General features: G+C 38.3%; 14 protein-coding genes, 1 CRISPR repeat array and 1 other annotated feature (1 of these 16 only partly in view). Of the genes, 11 read left to right on the top strand and 3 right to left on the bottom strand.

What is annotated here, in order from left to right; genetic code table 11:
• Nucleotides 1-6 precede the first annotated feature (6 nt).
• Together mnmL and BAU15_RS10235 are read right to left on the bottom strand one after the other, a co-directional pair.
• Entirely contained in the window at nt 7-963 is a 957-nt protein-coding gene (gene mnmL, locus BAU15_RS10240; RefSeq protein ID WP_161842661.1) for a tRNA modification radical SAM protein MnmL/YtqA, read from the bottom strand.
• A 40-nt stretch (nt 964-1,003) separates the two neighbouring features.
• A complete protein-coding gene (locus BAU15_RS10235; RefSeq protein WP_161842660.1) occupies nt 1,004-1,654 on the bottom strand; it encodes a phosphatase PAP2 family protein in 651 nt (216 codons plus the stop codon).
• A 469-nt stretch (nt 1,655-2,123) separates the two neighbouring features.
• On the opposite strand from BAU15_RS10235, the gene BAU15_RS10230 reads away from it, so the two are divergent.
• Together BAU15_RS10230 and leuS are read left to right on the top strand one after the other, a co-directional pair.
• The gene (locus BAU15_RS10230; protein ID WP_161842659.1) at nt 2,124-4,496 is read left to right on the top strand and encodes a LysM peptidoglycan-binding domain-containing protein; all 2,373 of its coding nucleotides are present in this window, start codon (nt 2,124-2,126) and stop codon (nt 4,494-4,496) included.
• 46 nt (nt 4,497-4,542) lie between these two features.
• Nucleotides 4,543-4,751 (top strand) — a binding site (T-box leader).
• A 54-nt stretch (nt 4,752-4,805) separates the two neighbouring features.
• The gene (gene leuS / locus BAU15_RS10225) at nt 4,806-7,319 is read left to right on the top strand and encodes a leucine--tRNA ligase (protein WP_161842658.1); all 2,514 of its coding nucleotides are present in this window, start codon (nt 4,806-4,808) and stop codon (nt 7,317-7,319) included.
• 110 nt (nt 7,320-7,429) lie between these two features.
• Here leuS and BAU15_RS10220 read toward each other — a convergent pair whose 3' ends face one another.
• The gene (locus tag BAU15_RS10220; protein ID WP_161842657.1) at nt 7,430-8,965 is read right to left on the bottom strand and encodes a UDP-N-acetylmuramoyl-L-alanyl-D-glutamate--L-lysine ligase; all 1,536 of its coding nucleotides are present in this window, start codon (nt 8,963-8,965) and stop codon (nt 7,430-7,432) included.
• Between the two features lie 272 nt (nt 8,966-9,237).
• Between BAU15_RS10220 and BAU15_RS10215 the strand changes: the two genes are divergently transcribed.
• The 9 genes from BAU15_RS10215 to cas2 all read left to right on the top strand — a co-directional run bounded on the left by BAU15_RS10215 (nt 9,238) and on the right by cas2 (nt 20,012).
• Nucleotides 9,238-10,884: a putative polysaccharide biosynthesis protein gene (locus BAU15_RS10215; protein WP_161842656.1), complete on the top strand. Its 1,647-nt coding sequence runs from the start codon at nt 9,238-9,240 to the stop codon at nt 10,882-10,884.
• Between the two features lie 60 nt (nt 10,885-10,944).
• Complete coding sequence (locus tag BAU15_RS10210; RefSeq protein ID WP_161842655.1) at nt 10,945-11,664, top strand: pseudouridine synthase; 720 nt, start codon at nt 10,945-10,947, stop codon at nt 11,662-11,664.
• A 448-nt stretch (nt 11,665-12,112) separates the two neighbouring features.
• Nucleotides 12,113-14,539, top strand: a complete 2,427-nt coding sequence (gene cas3, locus BAU15_RS10205; protein ID WP_161842654.1) for a CRISPR-associated helicase Cas3' — start codon at nt 12,113-12,115, stop codon at nt 14,537-14,539.
• Between the two features lie 14 nt (nt 14,540-14,553).
• Nucleotides 14,554-15,273 carry a type I-C CRISPR-associated protein Cas5c gene (cas5c, locus tag BAU15_RS10200; RefSeq protein WP_161842653.1) on the top strand — a complete coding sequence of 240 codons (720 nt, stop codon included), beginning with the start codon at nt 14,554-14,556 and terminating at the stop codon, nt 15,271-15,273.
• Nucleotides 15,270-17,162, top strand: coding sequence for a type I-C CRISPR-associated protein Cas8c/Csd1 (gene cas8c / locus BAU15_RS10195; RefSeq protein ID WP_161842652.1), 1,893 nt, complete (start codon nt 15,270-15,272; stop codon nt 17,160-17,162). The genes cas5c and cas8c overlap by 4 nt, the downstream gene beginning before the upstream one ends.
• A complete protein-coding gene (gene cas7c / locus BAU15_RS10190; RefSeq protein ID WP_161842651.1) occupies nt 17,163-18,026 on the top strand; it encodes a type I-C CRISPR-associated protein Cas7/Csd2 in 864 nt (287 codons plus the stop codon). It abuts the gene before it with no gap.
• A gap of 3 nt (nt 18,027-18,029) precedes the next feature.
• Nucleotides 18,030-18,683, top strand: a complete 654-nt coding sequence (gene cas4 / locus BAU15_RS10185; RefSeq protein WP_161842650.1) for a CRISPR-associated protein Cas4 — start codon at nt 18,030-18,032, stop codon at nt 18,681-18,683.
• The gene (gene cas1c, locus BAU15_RS10180) at nt 18,680-19,711 is read left to right on the top strand and encodes a type I-C CRISPR-associated endonuclease Cas1c (RefSeq protein WP_161842649.1); all 1,032 of its coding nucleotides are present in this window, start codon (nt 18,680-18,682) and stop codon (nt 19,709-19,711) included. The genes cas4 and cas1c overlap by 4 nt, the downstream gene beginning before the upstream one ends.
• A gap of 10 nt (nt 19,712-19,721) precedes the next feature.
• Entirely contained in the window at nt 19,722-20,012 is a 291-nt protein-coding gene (cas2, locus tag BAU15_RS10175; RefSeq protein WP_161842648.1) for a CRISPR-associated endonuclease Cas2, read from the top strand.
• A 166-nt stretch (nt 20,013-20,178) separates the two neighbouring features.
• A CRISPR array of direct repeats spans nt 20,179-22,839; the repeat unit is 33 nt; unit sequence GTCTAGCTCTGTATAGAGCTAGTGGATTGAAAT; it runs 2,925 nt beyond the window's last position.

Genomic DNA, 22,839 nt, shown 5'->3' with positions numbered 1-22,839 from the left:
TTAGACCTACTCCTTTATACGAACATCAAATTTACCTTGATAAGAATCTCTACGAATCAATTCAGCATCAATCGCATTGAGGACTTCCCATTTTTTTAGACTCCACATAGGTCCAACTAATGAGTCCCAGGGAGCATCACCGGTTAAACGATGAATAATAATTTCTTTAGGAATCATTTCTAGTTGATCACAGATAACAGAAACATAGTCATCTCGAGACATTAGCTGCAAACGACCTTCTTGGTAATCTCTTAACATACGCGTGTTAGTCATCAAATGAAGTAGATGAAGCTTAATTCCTTGAATATCAGAATCCAGGATGGTTCGTTTGACGTTTTCGCGCATCATATCCATTGTTTCACCGGGTAAACCATTGATTAAGTGGGTACATACCCGAATGTTGTGCTTTCTTAATTTGGCAACACCATCAAGATAGGTTTGATAATCATGGGCGCGATTAATTAGATTGCTTGTCTCTTCGTAGGTGGATTGCAGACCAAGCTCGACCCATAAATAATATCGTTGATTGAGCTCAGCAAGATAGTCAACCACATCGCCAGGTAGGCAATCAGGCCGTGTACCGATGGAAATACCTACCACACCGGGTAAATTAACCACCTGTTCAAAGCGTTCGCGTATCACAGCTACAGGGGCATGGGTGTTAGTGAAATTTTGAAAATAGACGATATATTGCTCAACGTTCGGCCATTTTTTATGCATCTCATCGATCTCTTTTTTGAACTGAATCGGTAGGGGTTCTTCGGGTGCAACAATCATATCGCCAGAACCAGAAACGCTACAAAAGGTACAACCACCATGGGCTACTGTTCCATCTCTGTTAGGACAATCAAAGCCACCGTCTACAGGGACTTTAAAAATTTTCCCACCAAATTCTTCACGTAAGGCGTAATTCCAGGAATGGTATCGCTTTGTACCATCTTCAGAATAAGGGAAATGAGTCATATAGTTTCCTTCTTTCTTTCATCAAGTGACGCAAATAGAGTTATTTTTGTTTACTTTTAAAGCGCCAAACAAAGCGTTTTTCTTCATAAATCGGATACGTTAATAGTAGCCAAGAAAGCCCCAGGCAAAAACCGCCTAAGACATCACTAGGGAAATGAACGCCTAGATAAACCCGGCTGACACCAATGGAGAGAATCAAGCAGCCAAGTAGGATTTGAACTACGAGTCGAACCTGTTTATGCTGAATAAATAGGGGAGTCATAAAAATCAACGTGCCAAAGAGTAACATACTGGCATTTGAGTGTCCGCTGGGAAAACTGTAGCTAGTTTCAAGGACCAAATGTTCCAGTGTTGGACGCTGGCGCAGGAAAACGAGTTTAATTAAGGGATTCACTAGTCCGCCAATTAGCCCGACATTGATAGTTAGCCAAAGTGCTTCAGCGTACCGTTTCCCCATGAGAAGTACTAGTAGAAAAGCCGCAGTTAGAATGACCATTGTACTGGGATTACCAAATTTAGTCACCCACAGATAAAAAGAATTCCAGTTTGGATAAGGGTGGCGAATGACAGAAGTAAGCACTGAGTCAAAACCTTGTAACCATGAGGGGTAAAAACGAACGACGTAGCCTAGGAAAACAAGAATAAGCAAGGCACTACTGCCTGCATATTGATAATATAGTTTATTTTTCATTGAACGCTCCTTTTTTTACAATGAACCTATTATAGCACCACTTTTCATTTAGAAAAAGAATCGAAGAGAGAAAGTTATATCAAAATGTCTACACAAAATGAATGCATGCCGTTTTTGATAAGTCATTATGGTGAAAAATAAGCATCGAATGTTCAATTTTTCTTCGAGGTAAACGTTCAGGGGTTATAATAAAACGGAGGTTTTTAAAAATGAAAATTCGCTTAGAGAGGGATCAGTAATCTTGGTGTAATGTAGTAGAGACAGCGGTAACTAGTCGGTAAATAAATAACAAATGAAATCAACTGGTAGGACAGGGATTCTGATTTATTTAAAACGGTCGTTATTCTTTAGTTTACAGGGAGATTACAAATTGTTTTTATTTCTTAAAATTCTTTTAATAAAGTGTAAGAAAAGTTATAATTAACTCATCGATTAAAAATCAGAGCGGGAAGAAAGTCGGAGGAAAAAAATGAAAGAACTCTACATATCAAGAAAAGATAGACGCAAGGCTGAAACACAGCGTCTTGCTTTTAAACAAATGAAAAAAGGGGCAACGGTTATGGGGACTGCCATGATGTCTTGTTCGATTGCGGCACCTTTACTTGCACCACTAGAAGCGCAAGCTGTTGAGTCGAATCAAGTCGCTTTGCGGACCAATACCTCTGCTTTTATTTCACAAATTGCGACTTATGCACAACCTGTAGCCAGTGCCAATGATTTGTATGCCTCAGTAATGATTGCGCAAGCGATTGTAGAAAGTGGTTGGGGAGCTAGTGGTTTATCGATGGCGCCAAACCATAACTTATTTGGTATTAAAGGCAGTTACCAAGGCCAAACGGTTTACATGGATACGTGGGAATATTTGAGTGGTCGATGGGTGACTAAGAAAGAGCCTTTCCGTAAGTATCCTTCTTATGCGGAATCATTTGCAGATAATGCTTACGTGTTGAGAAATGTTTCCCTGCGAGCAGGAGTCTATTATTACTCTGGCACATGGAAAAGCAATACGTCTTCTTACCGCGATGCAACGGCTTGGTTAACTGGACGTTATGCAACAGATCCGTCTTACGCCAGCAAATTAAATAAAATTATTACAACTTATGGATTAACAAGATATGATACTCCAGCTACTGGTAATGCGGGTGGCGGTGCGACTACAGGTAATTCGAATACTAGTAACACAGGGAATGCGACTACGGGTAGCTCGAATAATACAGCGACAGGTTCAACGGCTGGTAAACAATATTATACAGTCAAATCAGGTGATTCAATTTGGGGCATTTCTAACAAATATGGCATCACTATGAGTCAGTTGAGAAGCTGGAATAATATCAAAAATGATTTTATCTATCCAGGTCAAAAGCTTGTCGTAAATAATGGCGGATCAGGAAATAGTTCTGCGAGTGGTTCGACTAGTACAAATAATTCGACGAGCTCAAATACCAGCTCCAACAACAAAGGTAATAGCAGTTCTAGTAGTAATTCATCTAGCTCTAGCCAGTATTATACTGTTAAATCAGGTGATTCAGTCTGGGCTATTTCGAATAAATACGGGATTAGCATGAGCCAGTTGAGAAGTTGGAACAGTATCAAAAATGATTTCATCTACCCAGGTCAAAAATTAGTGGTTAAAAAAGGGACAGCTGGTTCAAGTAGTTCAAGTAATAATTCGACGAGCAATTCAAACACTAATACAACCAACAATTCAGCGAATAAAGGCAGCAGTGGCTCAACGGGGACATCAAGTTCAAGTCAGCAGTATACTGTTAAATCAGGTGATTCAGTCTGGGCTATTTCGAATAAATATGGGATTAGCATGAGTCAGTTAAGAAGTTGGAACAGTATCAAAAATGATTTCATCTATCCAGGTCAAAAATTAGTAGTTAAAAAAGGGACAGCTGGTTCAAGTAGTTCAAGCAATAATTCGACGAGCAATTCAAACACTAATACAACCAACAATTCAGCGAATAAAGGCAACAGTGGCTCAACGGGGACATCAGGTTCAAGTCAGCAGTATACTGTTAAATCAGGTGATTCGATTTGGGCCATCTCGAATAAATATGGGATTAGCATGAGCCAATTGAGAAGTTGGAATAATATCAAAAATGATTTCATCTACCCAGGTCAAAAGTTAGTCGTCAAAAATGGTTCATCGACTGCTACTGCAGGCACAACAAATAATTCGACGACTGGCTCAAACAATAAGAGCAATAGCAGTTCTAACAATAATTCATCTACTGGCAGCCAGCAGTATACTGTTAAATCGGGTGATTCAGTCTGGGCTATTTCAAATAAATATGGAATTAGCATGAGTCAATTGAGAAGTTGGAACAATATCAAAAATGATTTCATCTATCCAGGTCAAAAGCTAGTGGTTAAAAATGGTTCATCGTCTGCGGGTACAACGAGTAATTCGACTAGTTCGAACACCAATAATAATTCAACGACTAATTCAAGCAGTAGTAATAGTAGTGCCTCAAATTCAGATCAGTACTATACCGTCAAATCGGGTGACTCAGTCTGGGGAATTTCTACGAAGCATGGTATTAGTATGACTGACTTCAAAAAATGGAATAATATTAAGAATGATTTCATTTATCCAGGGCAGAAAGTACGCGTTTCAAAAGCGGCTGGTAGCACAACAACTACGAATAACTCTGCAAGTTCGAATACTAGTTCAAAACCTAGCAGTTCTTCAGCAGCAGGCACTTATCAGGTGAAGAGTGGCGATACATTATGGACGATTGCTCAAAAAAATGGGTTAACAGTTGATAAAGTAAAATCATTGAACAATCTAAAATCTGATATGATTTACATTGGGCAAAAACTTAAAGTGAAATAAGAATTGAATTCGTTGAGTAAATTTGGTAGTATGAAGCTACTGAAATAGATAAGCGGATAAAAAGGAATTAGTAAAAAGTTTGAAATTTTAGAGAGCACATGGTTGGTGAAAATGTGTATGGATGCTTTTGAACTCGCCTTTCTCGTATATTTGCTGAACCAAAGTAAGCAAGTACGGTGACGATCGTTAACACGTCTGAGGCCTTTTCAATGAAAAGGTAAATGTAGGTGGTACCACGTAGATTACGTCCTATAAAAAGAGCACATGCTCTTTTTATAGGACTTTTTTTTAGTATAAAGGAGGAAAATCATGAGTTATAACCACAAAGAGATAGAAAAAAAATGGCAAAAATACTGGGCAAAAACGAATGCCTTTAACACGCTTGATGACCCAGAGAAACCAAAATTTTATGCATTAGATATGTTTCCGTATCCTTCAGGACAAGGACTTCACGTAGGTCACCCAGAAGGTTATACTGCGACCGATATTCTATCACGTATCAAAAGAAGCCAAGGGTATAATGTTTTGCATCCGATGGGTTGGGATGCATTTGGATTGCCAGCGGAGCAATATGCGTTAGATACAGGGAATGATCCAGCAGAATTTACGAAAAAGAATATTGAAACTTTCCGTCGCCAAATTAATGCACTAGGCTTTAGTTATGATTGGAATCGTGAAATTAATACTACGGATCCTGAATACTACAAATGGACGCAATGGATTTTCACTAAATTATATGAAAAAGGGCTAGCGTATGAAGCAGAAGTTGCTGTGAATTGGGTGCCTGAATTAGGAACAGTTATTTCTAATGAAGAAGTCATTGATGGCAAAAGTGAACGTGGCGGCTATGATGTTGTGCGTAAACCAATGCGTCAATGGATGTTGAAGATTACGGCCTATGCAGATCGTTTATTAGATGATTTAGAGACCGTTGACTGGCCTGAAAGTATCAAAGAAATGCAAAGAAACTGGATCGGTCGTTCGGTTGGAGCGAGTGTGACTTTTAAAATTGACGGAGCAGATGAATCATTTAATGTCTTTACAACACGTCCAGATACGTTATTTGGCGCAACGTATACTGTCTTAGCACCAGAGCTTGATTTGGTGAAAAAGATTACGACACCGGAACAAAAAGAAGCAGTTGAAGCCTATATTGAAGCTGCTGCGAAGAAATCTGATTTAAATCGGACTGATTTAGCCAAAGAAAAGACTGGTGTTTTCACAGGTGCCTACGCAATTAATCCAGTGAACGGCAAACAAATACCTATTTGGATTGCTGACTATGTCTTAGCTTCTTATGGAACTGGTGCTATCATGGCGGTTCCAGCGCATGACGAACGAGATTTTGAATTTGCTCAAACTTTCGGTATCGAAATTACACCGGTTGTAGCAGGTGGCGATGTCACTAAAGAAGCCTATGTTGGCGATGGTCCGCATATTAATTCTGATTTTCTTGATGGCTTGAACAAAGAAGAAGCAATCGAACAAATGAATGCTTGGTTAGAAGAACAAGGCGTGGGTAAAAAAGAAGTTAGCTATCGTCTACGTGACTGGTTATTTTCTCGTCAGCGTTATTGGGGTGAACCAATTCCAGTGATTCATTGGGAAGATGGCACGACAACAACTGTTCCGGAATCAGAATTGCCTTTGACTTTGCCAAAAACAGATAATATCCAACCAAGTGGAACAGGGGAGTCACCATTAGCCAATATTACTGATTGGGTGAATGTTGTGGATCCTGAGACGGGTATGAAGGGTCGTCGTGAGACAAATACGATGCCACAGTGGGCTGGTAGCTCGTGGTATTACCTACGTTTCATTGACCCGCATAACAAGAATGAAATAGCGAGTCAGGAAAAACTTGAACGCTGGATGCCGGTTGATATTTATATCGGTGGTGCGGAGCATGCGGTACTTCACTTATTGTACGCTCGTTTCTGGCATAAATTCTTATATGATATTGGGGTGGTTGCAACGAAAGAACCGTTCCAAAAACTGTACAATCAAGGAATGATTTTAGGTCAAAGTTTCCGTGACAGCCGTGGGGCATTAGTACCAACTAATAAAGTTGAAAAACGCGATAATGTTTGGGTCAGCATGGAAACAGGTGAAGAATTAGAAGAAGCGCCGGCTAAGATGAGTAAATCACTGAAGAATGTCGTGAATCCAGATGACGTGATTGAAAAATACGGTGCCGATACATTACGGATGTATGAAATGTTCATGGGACCGTTGGATGCTTCGATTGCGTGGAGTGAAAATGGACTTGAAGGAAGCCGTAAATTCTTAGACCGCGTATGGCGTCTGTTAGTGGATGAAAATGATAAAATGCGTGACCGAATCACCACAGTCAATGATGGGAAATTAACCAAAGTCTACCATCAAACAGTGAAGAAAGTCACAGAAGATTTCAATAATCTACATTTTAATACAGGGATTTCGCAGCTGATGGTGTTCGTTAATGAAGCCTATAAATCAGAAGTTCTTCCTTATGAATACATGGAAGGCTTCGTGCAATTATTGGCACCAGTTGCGCCACATATGGGAGAAGAATTGTGGTCTATCTTAGGGAATGAGGATGGAATTTCTTATGTTCCTTGGCCAACCTATGATGAAGCACAATTAGTGGAAGATGAGATTGAAGTTGTTTTCCAAATTAACGGAAAAGTTCGTACAAAAGTCAATGTGGCTCGTGACTTATCAAAAGACGAGCTTGAAAAATTAGCGATGGCTGATGAAACTATTCAAGCGAATATTGAAGGAAAAACAATTCGTAAAGTAATTGTCGTTCCTAATAAATTGGTCAATATTGTCGCAAATTAAAAGAAGGATTGTTTTATAACAAAAAGACGGAGGAATGACAAAAAATTGTCATCCCTCCGTCTTTTTTGAATTAGATCATTTTTTCTGGTGTTATTAGTATACGACTAAATTTACTTTTCAGTGAGTCGTTTAGCAATCGCATAGTCTCCTTCATAAGGTTCGTCTTTATTCAATACTTTTTGGTATAAATCGACTCCTTTACCAGCGATAACGACGGTATCCTCTGGGTTGCAGCTGTTTAAAGCTACTTCTATGGCTTTTGTTCGATCCATCTCGAAATGGACTTCGACCGTTTCGCTGGTAATCGCTGCAGCAATTTCTTCTGCAATTTTTTGTGGAGATTCATGAGCCGGATCATCAGTTGTTAAAATGGCTACGTCGGCAAGCTCTGATAGCACAGAACCAAAATCTTTGCGTCGCGAGATAGCTTTGTCGCCGGGACTGCCAATGATGACGATTAATTTACCCGTCGGATTTTCTTTTCTAGCAAATTGTAGTAAGTTTTTTAGACTGAGATAGTTATGGGCATAATCGACGAAGATGGCAGCCCCATTTACGTTCGTTAGACGATCCATACGTCCGGGAACACGGGCCTGAGAAAGACCTATCTGGCCATCTGAAATTGAAGCACCCGCTAGATTAGCAGCTAAAAGGGCACTTGCTGCATTTTCTTGATTGAAATCGCCAGCTAATAAAATTTTATAGTGACCCTCAATTGTCGATACTGTCTCATTTCCTTTGGCTAGATAAGCAGTAGTCGGTGTTAACTGAAAGGCCAGTGAATCTGTTTCATCAGTGATTACCTGGAAATCAGCATTTTCGTGGCGCCCGTAAGTCAAGGCTGGAACCTTTGCCTCTTGAATAGATTCAGCTAAGAGCGAATAATAATCGATGTCGCGATTAAAGATGACTTGTTTTGAATGGAGCAATAATTGCCGTTTACAATAGAAATAATCATCAAAGGTCGGATGCTCAATTGGACTGATATGGTCAGGTGAAATATTTAAAAACAGGCCGATATCAAACGTTAAGCCATAAACGCGCTGTGTCTTGTAGGCTTGCGAAGAAACCTCCATGACCAAATGCGTCATCTGATTATCGACTGCTTGACGCATCATTCGATACAAATCAAGCGATTCGGGAGTGGTTAAATGTGATTTGAAATAGTTCACTCCATCCAAAGTTGTGTTCATTGTTGAAAGTAAGGCCGTTTTATTATCTGTGGTCTGATCGAGAATCGCTTTTGTAAAGTAAGCCGCTGTGGTCTTGCCTTTGGTTCCAGTAAAACCAATCAGCGTTAGTTCATTTTGCGGATAATCATAGAAGGCCATACTAAGGACGGCCATGGCTTTACGAATATCAGTAACGATAATGCCGCATAGGGCAACTACTTCATAAGGCTGTTCAGAGACATAACAAGTTAAGCCGGATTGCAGAGCTGAAGTAAGATATTCTTCTTTAAAGTTAAGTCCTTTACAGAAAAAGAGTGTCTGTTCATCTACTTGTCGCGAATCATAAGAAATCTTTTCAAATGAGTAAGTAGAAAGTTCATTTAAGGTAAAATGCCAACCATCAGCCGTTACAAACTCCTTTAACAAATGGTGTTCAAGTAATAACGTACGGATTTTATCTAGGGAAAACGTCATAAGAGATGCCTCACTTTAAATTGTTTTTTATAAAAATAAATGGATAGGTTATATAAATATAAGGAAAAATGTGATTACTAATTTTTCAATATAGCCATCTTTGATTATACCATAGGATCTTTCATTTTTTTTAAGATAGGGAGAAACGAAAAGTTAGGAAAAATGAAAAGAATTTTATTTCTACTATAATATTTTGTAAAAGAGATTGCTAGTTTGATGAATTACAATTAAAATGAAGGAGTATGTTTTGAAGAAAGTTGGGAATCATTCAGATGGATAATCAAACACAACCAGTGTCAAAAAAATTGACCAATCAAGAGAAAATGGCTCGTGGTTCTGCGTGGATGACAGCTAGTAATATCATTTCTAGACTGTTAGGCGCTGTTTACATCATTCCATGGTACGCCTGGATGGGTGAACATGCTAAAGCTGCCAATGGCTTGATGAATATGGGCTACAACGTGTATGCTCTGTTTCTTCTTATTTCCAGTGCAGGTATTCCTGCCGCTATTGCCAAGCAAGTTTCTCATTATAATTCATTAAATGAATATCACACCAGTCGACAATTATTCATCCGAGCGTTACAGATGATGGCTGTTTTAGGTGTCGTTTTTGCTGGAATCATGTATATTGGCTCCCCTTGGTTAGCTGCGGCTTCTGGAGGCGGAAAAGATTTGATTCCTACTATGCGAGCATTAAGCGTAGCAATCTTGGTTTTCCCTTGTATGAGCGTTATTCGGGGCTATTTCCAAGGAAATCAAGATATGATGCCATTTGCCTTGTCTCAAATAGTGGAACAAGTGGCACGTGTGTTCTATATGTTATTGACGGCATTTATCATTATGAAAGTCGGTCAAGGCGATTATGTTGCTGCCGTGACACAATCGACATTAGCCGCTTTTATCGGAATGCTAGCAAGCATGGCTGTATTGCTATACTTTTTACAAAAACAAAAAGTGAAGATGGACGTCTTTGTTGAAAAAAGCACGAATCAGTTATCCGTAGCTACGAAGGAATTATTAATTGAAACGGTGAAAGAAGCCATTCCATTTATCATTGTAGGTTCAGGAGTAACTATTTTCAAATTAGTTGACCAAATGACCTTTGTTAAGACCATGTCAGATACAACAGCTTATGCACATGACCACTTGATCGAGTTGTTTTCTATTTTTAGTGCCAACCCAGATAAATTGACGATGGTTGTGATTGCCTTAGCCACATCGATTGCGATGGCAGGCTTGCCGTTGATTACTGAAGCTGCAACAATGAAGGATCGTGTTGGGTTAGCTAAACTGACTACTAATAATTTCCAACTATTTGCCTTTGTGATGTTTCCAGCCACTTTTGGCATGATGTTATTGGCTTATCCATTAAATACTTTATTTTATTCACCTGATCATTTAGGAACCAACGTATTAATTCAGGCGTGTATTGCGGGCTTGTTCTTAGGCTTGTACATGTTAGCATCTAACATGTTGCAAGGAATGTATCAAAATACAGCAGCAATTGTCTATTTGGCTGTAGGTTTCGTTGTGAAATTGATCTTACAATACCCGTTAATTCGTTTATTGGAAGTTTATGGTCCTTTAACAGCTACCATCATCGGATTTGCTGTTACTTGCTTCCTAACAGTCAGAAAGATTCATAAAGTTACACGTTTTAATGTGAGTTTAACGGGACGAAGAGTCTTGTTGATTTTCATTATGACCATTATTATGCTGATTGCAGCAGGGATTTGCCGGATGATATTTGGCCTAGTGTTGGATGTCGACAGTAAATTCCAGTCATTAGTTTTAATCATACTCGTTGCAGGAGTAGGTATGGTAGCTTATGGGTATCTTGCTTTGAAGACCCGTTTGGCAGACAAGCTTCTTGGCGATCGAGTAGGTAGCTTACGGAATAAACTTAAAATAAAATAATCATCTTGAGTGGAGTCCATGACAGCAGTCAGCTCCGCTCTTTTTTAGGAGGAAATAGCGATGCGTTTAGATAAATTTTTAGCAGATATGGGTTTTGGAAGTCGAAAAGAAGTCAAAGGGTTCATAAAAAAAGGCCTAGTGCAGGTCAATGGAGTAGTAGTGAAAAGTGATAAATTCCAAGTAGCCGAAACCTCAGATCAAGTAATATTCGAAGGTGAGCAAATTACCTACCAAAAAGATTTTTATTACCTACTAAATAAACCACAAGGAGTCATCTCAGCAACCCAAGATAATCACGAAGAAACAGTTTTAGATTTATTTGCTGATGAAGACTATCGTGAAGATTTATTTCCTGTCGGTCGCTTAGATAAAGATACCGAAGGACTGCTATTGATTACCAATGATGGCCTACTATCACACCAATTATTATCACCAAAAAAACATGTGGAAAAAGAGTACTACGCTCACGTTTCTGGTGTGATGACTGACGAAGATGTGAAAGCCTTTGATGAAGGTTTGGTCATTAGCGGTGATGAGCAGACGTTACCAGCCAAACTGACAATTGTCTCAGTAGACGAAGCCATGTCCACTTCTAAAATCAGCTTAGTCTTACATGAAGGGAAATTCCATCAAGTCAAACGAATGGTCGCGGCTGTAGGTAAAGAAGTTACCTACCTAAAACGGGTACGAATGGGTAATCTTTACCTACCAGAAGATATTCAACTAGGCAGTTATCGGCAATTGACTGAGGAAGAGCTGAAGGCGTTGAGAGGGGAATAATTCAATTTTTTAATAAATAGATTTTTTTGTTAATAATGAAATGGAAAATCTAGAGATTTTCCATTTCATTATTAACTTCGTATATGTATATTTTTTATTTTTGATATAATGTTGACTAATACTTAAAGGAATGTTAGTATGTTTTTGTAATAAAAAATGTCACACTTAAAGGAGCGGCTGTAACTTTTTAGAAGAGTGTTGTCGATGTCAAGGTTATGATTGCCGAAAAGATGAATAATCTTGTGGATTTAAATGTATAGGTATATATTTTAACGAATACTATCTGATTATATTGATTAGTATAATCAGATAGTGAATTTGGATTCTATGAATTGGAAACGGATACAAAAGAGGCTTGTGAGGTTTCTTAATATGGAATTGTGAAGGATTATATATCGTGCTTATAGAATAAGGGCATAATAATAAAGAAATGGAAAGGTGGATTTTTATGGGAAACTCATTTTATATTGCTCACGTCCGGAAATCAGATGGAACAGAGCAAGCTTTAAAGGATCATTTGAATCAAAGTGCTGAGCTTGCTAGAGGATACGGAGAATCTGTGGGGTTGGCGACTGTCTGTTATTTAGCAGGACTTTTACATGATGCAGGCAAATTCTCAAATGATTTTCAGGAGTATTTGCGGAAATCTGTTGATAACCCAGGTAGCACAGTTCGCGGGAGCGTCGATCATTCAACAGCGGGTGGCCGCCTTATCTATGAGAGTGTCAGACAAACCAAAATGTCTGCTAGCAAAGTATTACTTGCTGAATTAATCGGCAATTGTATCATCTCTCATCATAGTGGGAAAGGTCTACAAGATTTTATAGATGGTGAAGGACAGGCAGATTCGGCTTTTTTAGAACGTGTCGTAAAAAAAGAATTACCGGAGTACGAAGAGGTAAAAAAGCGATTTTTTGATGAGATAATAAACTGGCAAGATTTTGAGCAGCTACTGGAACAAGCTGCTGCTGAACTTATAGAATTTAGACAAGTAAAAAAATTGTCTAGTGATGATAGTTTCTTTCTGCTGAAGTTTGTATATAGCTGTTTATTAGACGCAGATAGGACTAATACTCGTTGTTTTGAAGAAAATACTGAAGTGAGGGAACTTGACGCCCAAGCACTATTTTTGGGTTATCAAAATCATCTTGAAACTCATGTTGAAAAGCTAAATAAGCAGTCGCCACAGAATACAATCAATGATCTTCGACAAAAGATGTCAGATGAATGCAAGCTGTACGGGAAAGAGCAGGCTGGTATATATAGTCTGTCTATCCCGACTGGTGGTGGAAAAACACTGGCGAGTTTACGGTTTGCATTGGAGCATGCGCTTAAACATAAGAAAAAAAGAATTATTTATATTGTTCCTTTTACGACCATCATTGAACAGAATGCAGCGACTGTGAGAGGGATTTTGAAAGATGATGTAAATATCATAGAGCATCATTCGAACATCATTCAAGAACCTGATAAAGATGATCAAGATGAGAAGAATGAAGAGGAACAAGCGTTGATGCGAGATAATTGGGAGGCGCCGATAATTTTTACAACGATGGTTCAATTTCTAAACACTATTTATAGTAAAGGGACAAGAAATCCTAGAAGGTTCCATAACTTGCAAGATTCGGTGTTGATTTTTGATGAAGTGCAGAGTGTTCCAGTAAAATGTACAAATTTGTTTGTTGCTTCATTAAACTATTTGAAGAAATGTGGAAACACCACAAGTATTCTTTGTACGGCAACACAACCATCGTTAGAGAAACTAGAACGAGAATTAGAAAAAGATGCTGAAATCATTCGGAATTTAAGTGAAATCCAACAAGCCTTTAAACGTGTAGCAATCCATGATAAAATCCATGTAAGCGGTTGGAATATCGAACAAACTAGCGAACTTTGTCAGGAAATCATTGAAGAGAAAAATAGTCTGTTAGTCATTTTGAATACAAAATCTGCTGTTTTAAAGTTATATAAAGAATTGGAAGAAAAAAAATTAAAAGGGATTACATTATATCATCTTAGTACGGCGATGTGTCCAGAAAACAGACGAGATATCCTTAAAGAAATTATAGAGAAATTAGAAGCTAACAAACCTAATGAGAAAATTATTTGTGTGACTACTCAATTAATTGAGGCAGGTGTGGATATTAGTTTTGAATCGGTCATCCGATCCGCAGCAGGGCTTGATTCTATTGCTCAAGCTGCTGGGAGATGTAATCGCCATGGTGAGACAAAAGTCCAACCTGTTTATTTAATTAATTTGAATGACAAGCTTGAAAACTTGAAGAATTTAAGAGAAATAGCTATTGGAAAAAAAGAAACCTTGCGAATATTAGATGAGATTAAAGAAGAGCCTACACTGTATAGTGGAGACATATTTTCTGCTGAAGCGCAGTTTATATATTTCCAAAGATTTTTTAAAGAATTAGAGACAGAACTTGGATTTCCTGTGGGGAATAACACAAGTTTAATATTGGACGAATTGATCGGTAAGAATATAAAATCGGTCGATCATTATGAGCGAACTTTGAATAAAAAGGTAGAACTACTTTTGAGAAGTAGCCCGAAAACAATTGCAAAATATTTTGAAGTGATTGATAGTCCTACTACCGCGGTGCTTGTTCCATATGGTGAAGGAATTGAAATTATTGGTCAGCTAAATGGAGAGCTTCAGATGGAACAAGTGATACCGTTAATAAGAAAAGCACAGGCCTACACCGTTAACTTATATAACCATGAATTAGCTGCATTAGAAAAAAGCGGTTCGATTTTTCGTTTATTTAACGGGGAAGTCTTAGCCTTAAATGATAACGCATATTCAAGAGAGTTTGGCGTTGACCTTACTGCACTTGCAGCGAGTGATGGATTATTTTATTAAGAAGGAGGAGCTATATGAGAAATCAAGTAACATTTCGGGTTGAAGGAGAATATGCTCTTTTTACCGACCCTGTGACAAAAATGGGTGGCGAGAAGATGACCTATCAAATCCCTACCTATCAAGCATTAAAAGGGATTGCGGAATCAATTTATTGGAAACCAACCATTATGTATTTTATTGATGAGGTGCGTGTGGTTAACCCAATCCAAATGGAGTCAAAAGCGATGCGCCCGATGAAATACAATGATAGTGGTGGCAATGATTTAGCCTACTATACGTATTTGAAGAAGCCTGTGTATGAGGTTAAGGCTCATTTTGAGTTTAATCCTTATCGACCTGATTTAAAACAGGATTGGAATGAGCATAAGCATTTTCAGATCTTGAAACGTTCAATTAAAGCAGGTGGAAGAAGAGATATCTTTCTTGGAACGAGAGAATGCCAAGGTTATGTGGAACCTGTGGAGTACGGGGAATCAGAAGGATTTTATGATCATTATGGAGAACTTCATTTTGGGACAATGGTTCATGGTTTTTCGTATCCAGATGAAACGGGAAAAGATGAACTGTCTGTGCGATTATGGCAACCAGTAATGAAGAATGGTGTGATTAAATTTCCTAGACCTGAGGAATGCACATTGGTTAGATCGTTAAAAGCAATGAAAGCGAAATCCTTCAGTATAGAAGATATGGAGCTTGTTGATGATTTAGCTGAACAACTGGGGGTGAAAGAATGACATGGTTATCTGATCTATTCGAAACATATGAAGTGAATAGTGAGCGTGTAGGGATAAAAGAAAAAAATAGATGGGGGCAAGAAATAACTTTGCTGCCAATCTCTCATGCGTACCAAAATGCACAAGTAGAAGTGACGATTACACCTAACGGGGATTTATTTAGTGCGACTGTTGTTCCTAAAGATGAAGCCGCGACGTTGATTCCCGTCACAATCGATTCGGCTGGACGAACTAGTAGTCCTTCCCCACATGGACTACATGACGGCTTACAATATGTGGCTGGTGATTATCAAGAGTATGGTGGCAAGTATAAGAAAGAAAATGCACATCTGATGTATCTGGAAAATCTCAGAGCTTGGTGCCATTCAGATTACGCAAATGCACGTGTGAAAAGTATCTTAACTTATTTAGAAAAAGGCACTTTAATCAAGGATTTGTTAGATAAACAAGTATTGGTAGCTGAAAACAATCAATTACTTGCTAAATGGTCAGCGGATTTAGGTGATAAGCCACCTTTATTTACCGTGTTAGTAGGAGACCAGTTTTCAACATTTATTCGCTTTAACGTCCACGAATTAGGCAGTGTCGATGTACCTGTCTGGGATGATAAACAAGTGATGGATGATTATGTGAATTATTATACTCAAAAACAAATCGAAGAAGGTGAAGGGCTCGATTATGTAACTGGAAAACAGATGCCTTTAACTGAAAATCATCCTTCAAAAGTGCGGTATGGTGGGGATATGGCGAAACTGATATCGGGAAATGATTCTACTAATTTTACTTATCGAGGACGTTTCTCAGATAAAAATCAAGTCGCGACTATTGGCTATGAGGTTTCACAGAAAGCACATAATGCATTGAAATGGTTGATAAGTAGACAAGGATATACAAATGATGGGCGTGTATTTCTCGTTTGGAGTATGGAAGGTGTCGCAATTCCTACACCTGAAGAATCAACCTATGATTTCTTTTTTGACGAAGAAGAGGACAGTATTTTGGATCACGATACGACAGCCCAAAAGTTTGCTGAAGTATTTAGAAGTGCCTTATCAGGTTACCAGAAAAAGTTAGCTTATGAATCACAAATTCAGTTGATGATCCTGGACAGTGCAACAAAAGGGAGAATGGGGATTTTATACTACCAAGTTCTGCCGCAACAATTGTATTTTGATCGTCTAGAAAATTGGCATGAGACATGCTATTGGCAACATACAGGTGTGTGGAACAAGAAGAATTATCAGTTTTTTGGCGCACCTAGCCTGAAAGATATTGCAGAAACTGCCTATGGGTCAAGAGGAAATGAAGCGCTAATTAAGAATACGATTCAACAACTCTATTCATGTGTTGTAGATGGGAAAGATATTCCTATGAATGTTGTTCAAAGTGCTCTTCGCCGAGTAAGCAACCCGGTTAATAGGGAAAAATGGGAGTGGAATAAGGAGCTGAGTGTCGCGTGCTCTGTTATGAATAAACATTATAAATTTAAAAAGGGGGAAAAAAGTGTGGCTTTAGATAGAGAGATTACAGATAGAAATTATTTGTTTGGTAGATTGTTAGCTGTAGCGGATGTTTTAGAAGAGCGAGCTTTGATGAAAGCAGGGGTAAAGAGAAATACTAATGCTAAACGTTATATGAATACATTTAGTATGCGGCCTCTATCTACTTGGAAAATTATTCAAGAAAATTTGATTCCTTATCAAATAAGATTAAAAGACACGAGTCATTTTTATCAAAAGGAACTTGATGAAATCGGTTCGAAAATCGTAGTGGAGAATAATGATTATGGCGATGCACCATTGAATGGTAAATATCTCTTAGGTTATTACAGTCAAAGAGAAGCATTAATAAACTATAAAAATAATACTAGTGATACGGAGGAAAAATAGATGAACACATTACAAAAGAAAATTGATTTTAAAGTGGTAGTATCTGTCGAAAATGCAAATCCAAACGGAGATCCTCTAAATGGAAACAGACCACGTCAGAATTTTGATGGAGTTGGTGAAATTTCTGACGTGGCAATCAAACGAAAAATTCGTAATCGTCTACAAGACATGGGCGAAAAAATCTTTGTTCAATCAGATGACCGTGCAGATGATGGATTAAAAAGTCTAAAAGAACGCGTGGATTCAATTGAAGAATTGAAGAAAATTTCTTCCGATAAGAAAAAAGCTGATACTGCTCGTTTTAGTGAATTAGCATGTGAGACATGGATTGATACTAGAAGTTTTGGTCAAGTATTTGCCTTTAAAGGCTTAGAACTTTCTGTGGGTGTAAGAGGCCCCGTTTCGATTCAAACAGCGGTAAGTGTTGATCCAATCACGATTAATAGTATGCAAATTACTAAAAGTGTGAACTCAGTCAGTGAAGGTGGCGGAAAAAGTTCTGATACGATGGGGACAAAACATTTTGTTGATTTCGGACTGTATATATTTAATGGAAGTATCAATGTCCAACTTGCTGAAAAGACAGGGTTCACAACAGCAGATGCGGAAAAAATTAAAGAAGCTTTACGAACATTATTTGAAAATGATGCTTCTTCAGCAAGACCAGATGGTAGCATGAGTGTCGAAAAAATATATTGGTGGGAGCATCCAACAAAAATGGGGAAACATTCATCAGCTAAGGTTCATCGTTCTGTTAAATATCAGAAAAAAGCAGAAGTCGATGTGCCGAAATCAATTGAAGATTATGAAGTAATTGAGGAGTCTCTTCCATATTTGGATGTTAATGTGATAGACGGGTTTTAATCTATGTATGATGAACAAGATTTTTTGATGATTTCAGGAATTCAACATTTTCTTTTTTGTAGACGTCAATGGGCGTTAATTCATATTGAACAACAATGGCATGAAAATGTTTTAACGCTAGAAGGTCAATATCTGCATGAACGTGCGGATCAGCCTATGATTCGTGAAAAGCGAAAGGATAAGGTGATTGTTCGGGCACTACCCGTTCAATCACCAACTCTTGGTATCACGGGTATTTGCGATGTGGTTGAGTTTGTTCAAGACCTCAAAGGAATTTCATTGGCAGGCGAAGAAGGGAAATTCATTCCTGTTCCTATTGAGTACAAACATGGGAAACCTAAAATAGAACCTAGTGATATTTTACAACTTACAGCTCAAGCAGTGTGCTTAGAAGAAATGCTGGTTTGTGAAATCTCGGAGGGGTATATCTATTACAATGAAACAAGAAGAAGAGAGAAAATCGTGTTCACAGAAGATTTGCGAGCTAATTTAAAGAAAAATTTGGAAGAAATGCACGGTTATTGGGGTCGGAAATATACGCCTAAAGTAAAAACAGGGAACTTTTGTAAAAAATGTTCTTTACAAAATATTTGCTTGCCTAAGTTAATGAATAGTCAGACTGTAAAGAGCTATTTAGAGCGGAGGTTACAGGATTGAGAAAACTGCTAAACACAATATATATAACAAATCCGGATACTTACCTAGCGCTTGATGGAGAAAATATCTTAGTTAAAGTTGATAACGAGATTAAAGGACGAGTCCCATTGCATAACATAGAAGCAATTGTGACGACAGGCTATCTAGGCACGAGTCCTGCATTAATGAGAAAATGTGCTGAAAAAAATATCAATTTGACATTTTTAACTAGGACAGGGAAGTTTGGCAGTCGTCTATCGGGACCGGTTACTGGTAATATCGCTTTGAGAAAAGAACAGTATCGAATATCGGATAATGAGGATAAAAGTGTCGAAATTGCCCGTCATTTTATTATTGGAAAGCTGTATAATCAGAGATGGATGCTTGAACGAGTGGCTAGGGAACAGACGTTAAGAGTGAATGTAGAACAATTCAAAATGATTTCCCTAGAACTGAAACAAACAATAGAAAGAATTCGCGAAGTTACAGATCTGGATACGTTAAGAGGGATTGAGGGCCAGGCAGCAAATCGTTACTTTCTATTGTTTGATCAAATGATCTTACAGCAAAAGGAAGATTTTGGATTTTATGGTAGGACTCGTCGCCCGCCGTTAGATAACGTGAATGCGATGTTGTCACTTGCATACACACTGTTAGCTCAAGATTGTTCTGCTGCATTGGAAACAGTTGGGTTAGATCCATACTCAGGGTTCATGCATCAAGATCGTCCAGGAAGACCATCATTATCTTTAGACTTAATGGAAGAATTAAGAGGGATTTTTGCTGACCGGTTTGTGTTGACTATGATAAATAAAAAGAAAATAGCTGCCAAAGATTTTATAAAAAAAGAAAATGGTGCAGTAATTTTAACCGATGAGGGAAGAAGAAAATTCTTTCAGAGTTGGCAAGAGAAAAAACAAGAACAGATTCAACATCCTTTTCTAGGTGAGAAAATACAGTGGGGCTTAGTTCCGTATGCGCAAGCTTTGCTGCTTAGTCGATTTCTACGTGGAGATTTGGATGGGTATCCGCCATTTTTATGGAAATAGGAGAAATTAAATGCTAGTGTTGATTACGTATGATGTAGCTACCAGTTCTGAAAAAGGCACTCGACGGCTCAGAAAAGTAGCCAAAAAGTGTCAAGATTATGGTGTTAGGGTTCAAAACTCCGTTTTTGAGTGTATTGTAGATGCAACAGAACTAGTGAGACTAAAGAAAGAATTAATTGAATTAATTGATGAAGAAAAGGATAGTTTGCGAATTTATCGTTTGGGTAATAACTATAAAACGAAAGTAGAGCATATCGGTGCAAAAGAAGCAATCAAGGTAGAAGAGCCACTGATATTCTAAAATTTGTGGTGCGGATGTGAAGTGCACATGAAAACACCGGGGCATCCGCACCGGTTTTTGATCATACTTAGACTAGAAAGCAACTTTTTCTAATCAAATATTAATGTTTTAAGGTGATTTTGCTGGATATTCGAAAGTACATTCGTGTTTTTTAGCAAAAATCACGGTCTAGCTCTGTATAGAGCTAGTGGATTGAAATACCGTAGAGGCGTTGAATGCTGTAAATCTGGAAGTCTAGCTCTGTATAGAGCTAGTGGATTGAAATTAATTTATTTTTGTATTCACTGGGTACATCAACTTGTCTAGCTCTGTATAGAGCTAGTGGATTGAAATCTCGAAGAATTTGTCTCTTAAAGTGAATGCTTTATGTCTAGCTCTGTATAGAGCTAGTGGATTGAAATTATGTATTACTGAGCTATCTATCAACTATCTATCGTCTAGCTCTGTATAGAGCTAGTGGATTGAAATATAGAGTAACGGATTGTACCTAGAACTTAGCAAGTCTAGCTCTGTATAGAGCTAGTGGATTGAAATCCCGCCATTGGCAGTAAACGTCTTGCCGCTATCAGTCTAGCTCTGTATAGAGCTAGTGGATTGAAATATGTTCAAGATTATTTTGTTTTAGGTAATCAACGTGTCTAGCTCTGTATAGAGCTAGTGGATTGAAATTAATGACGAAGAACGTTTAAAAGCTAAATCTGCTTGTCTAGCTCTGTATAGAGCTAGTGGATTGAAATGTAATATGCATCGAATACAATTTGCTCGCCGTTTGTCTAGCTCTGTATAGAGCTAGTGGATTGAAATACTAATAGTTATTGGAAAAGGAATATTGAGGTCTAGTCTAGCTCTGTATAGAGCTAGTGGATTGAAATTCCATACCTCGGCAAAACGGTAAAAACGAAGTGGTGGTCTAGCTCTGTATAGAGCTAGTGGATTGAAATTTGGATTATCCCTGATGGTGTATCACACGCTGTGGTCTAGCTCTGTATAGAGCTAGTGGATTGAAATTCCGTAAGGCACCCTGTAGGAATACAACTGTTTTGGTCTAGCTCTGTATAGAGCTAGTGGATTGAAATCACGTCTGGTTGTTCCTTGACAAACACAAATTGTGTCTAGCTCTGTATAGAGCTAGTGGATTGAAATATTGTTGGTCACCTCAGAACGGTAAATCGTCGTCGGTCTAGCTCTGTATAGAGCTAGTGGATTGAAATTCACGTGTTATCGAAGCAGGTGAATAATCATGAAGTCTAGCTCTGTATAGAGCTAGTGGATTGAAATCTTTAAAACAGCAACTAGCGCTTCGCCTTGTTTATGTCTAGCTCTGTATAGAGCTAGTGGATTGAAATTGAGGGTGATATCATCCGATTTGAAGGCTCAACTGGGTCTAGCTCTGTATAGAGCTAGTGGATTGAAATGATTGAGGACGTTTCCGAGTCCTTGCAATCGTTGTCTAGCTCTGTATAGAGCTAGTGGATTGAAATACCCTCTTTCCTTTTGGTTTTTGTTGTTAAACAAGGTCTAGCTCTGTATAGAGCTAGTGGATTGAAATTTTTAGTAGCTTACCTCTCATGCCGAATAGGGTTTCGTCTAGCTCTGTATAGAGCTAGTGGATTGAAATCGTACAGCGATACATGAATTGACTCACAGACAAGAGTCTAGCTCTGTATAGAGCTAGTGGATTGAAATTGTGAGCATGGTAGCGCTAGAACATACTTTAGAGTGTCTAGCTCTGTATAGAGCTAGTGGATTGAAATTTCTACCTTTTCAACTTTCTTCTTGGCCATTATAGTCTAGCTCTGTATAGAGCTAGTGGATTGAAATAAGGTACTTTGAAAATCAATGGAAAAACCGTCAATCGTCTAGCTCTGTATAGAGCTAGTGGATTGAAATAATCAAATCGTCATTTTCATCAACTCTGAATACTGTCTAGCTCTGTATAGAGCTAGTGGATTGAAATGACTTGGCCAGTCTTTTCTAGCCACAATTGATAGTCTAGCTCTGTATAGAGCTAGTGGATTGAAATAAATAGTGCAGTGTATAATTCTGAAAAGCTCTGTGTCTAGCTCTGTATAGAGCTAGTGGATTGAAATTTATCTTTGCCATCAAAGTTATGTTTGTTGTCCTGTCTAGCTCTGTATAGAGCTAGTGGATTGAAATTCAAATTTAATGTGCCAAATTTCTTGGTTCGAACTCGTCTAGCTCTGTATAGAGCTAGTGGATTGAAATCTACAAATATCGATATACCTAACCTTTTTGGCTACCGTCTAGCTCTGTATAGAGCTAGTGGATTGAAATAATTGTCACATTATTCCATCCTTTGGCAATATCCCGTCTAGCTCTGTATAGAGCTAGTGGATTGAAATTATGCGCTGTATGTAGGATTTTCAATCCTTCTTCTATCTAGCTCTGTATAGAGCTAGTGGATTGAAATAATACTTTGACCATAACTACCTCGGATGTTTTAAGTCTAGCTCTGTATAGAGCTAGTGGATTGAAATACCAATCATATTTTGAATTTTTTCTGATAACATGTGTCTAGCTCTGTATAGAGCTAGTGGATTGAAATAGTTGAAGTGTGTAGATACAAGTTATTGAATACTGTGTCTAGCTCTGTATAGAGCTAGTGGATTGAAATTCCCATGATTTCAATTGCAGCAGAAGCAAGTTCATGGTCTAGCTCTGTATAGAGCTAGTGGATTGAAATGTTGCCGCGGTGTCTGCTGCCTGTGCCACCATGTGTCTAGCTCTGTATAGAGCTAGTGGATTGAAATAATTTACCTGTATGAGAGCGCCATTCACGAACGTGTCTAGCTCTGTATAGAGCTAG

Source organism: Candidatus Enterococcus huntleyi, assembly GCF_009933175.1.
Classification (GTDB): domain Bacteria; phylum Bacillota; class Bacilli; order Lactobacillales; family Enterococcaceae; genus Enterococcus_K; species Enterococcus_K huntleyi.
The sequence above is the reverse complement of the archived record's forward strand: the minus strand, read 5'-3'. Positions and strand labels throughout refer to the sequence as shown.

What these genes read in the sequence shown, in the direction of transcription:
- mnmL (WP_161842661.1), bottom strand. Translation starts at nt 963, where the DNA reads ATGACTCATTTCCCTTATTCTGAAGATGGTACAAAGCGATACCATTCC.
- BAU15_RS10235 (WP_161842660.1), bottom strand. Translation starts at nt 1,654, where the DNA reads ATGAAAAATAAACTATATTATCAATATGCAGGCAGTAGTGCCTTGCTT.
- BAU15_RS10230 (WP_161842659.1), top strand. Translation starts at nt 2,124, where the DNA reads ATGAAAGAACTCTACATATCAAGAAAAGATAGACGCAAGGCTGAAACA.
- leuS (WP_161842658.1), top strand. Translation starts at nt 4,806, where the DNA reads ATGAGTTATAACCACAAAGAGATAGAAAAAAAATGGCAAAAATACTGG.
- BAU15_RS10220 (WP_161842657.1), bottom strand. Translation starts at nt 8,965, where the DNA reads ATGACGTTTTCCCTAGATAAAATCCGTACGTTATTACTTGAACACCAT.
- BAU15_RS10215 (WP_161842656.1), top strand. Translation starts at nt 9,238, where the DNA reads ATGGATAATCAAACACAACCAGTGTCAAAAAAATTGACCAATCAAGAG.
- BAU15_RS10210 (WP_161842655.1), top strand. Translation starts at nt 10,945, where the DNA reads ATGCGTTTAGATAAATTTTTAGCAGATATGGGTTTTGGAAGTCGAAAA.
- cas3 (WP_161842654.1), top strand. Translation starts at nt 12,113, where the DNA reads ATGGGAAACTCATTTTATATTGCTCACGTCCGGAAATCAGATGGAACA.
- cas5c (WP_161842653.1), top strand. Translation starts at nt 14,554, where the DNA reads ATGAGAAATCAAGTAACATTTCGGGTTGAAGGAGAATATGCTCTTTTT.
- cas8c (WP_161842652.1), top strand. Translation starts at nt 15,270, where the DNA reads ATGACATGGTTATCTGATCTATTCGAAACATATGAAGTGAATAGTGAG.
- cas7c (WP_161842651.1), top strand. Translation starts at nt 17,163, where the DNA reads ATGAACACATTACAAAAGAAAATTGATTTTAAAGTGGTAGTATCTGTC.
- cas4 (WP_161842650.1), top strand. Translation starts at nt 18,030, where the DNA reads ATGTATGATGAACAAGATTTTTTGATGATTTCAGGAATTCAACATTTT.
- cas2 (WP_161842648.1), top strand. Translation starts at nt 19,722, where the DNA reads ATGCTAGTGTTGATTACGTATGATGTAGCTACCAGTTCTGAAAAAGGC.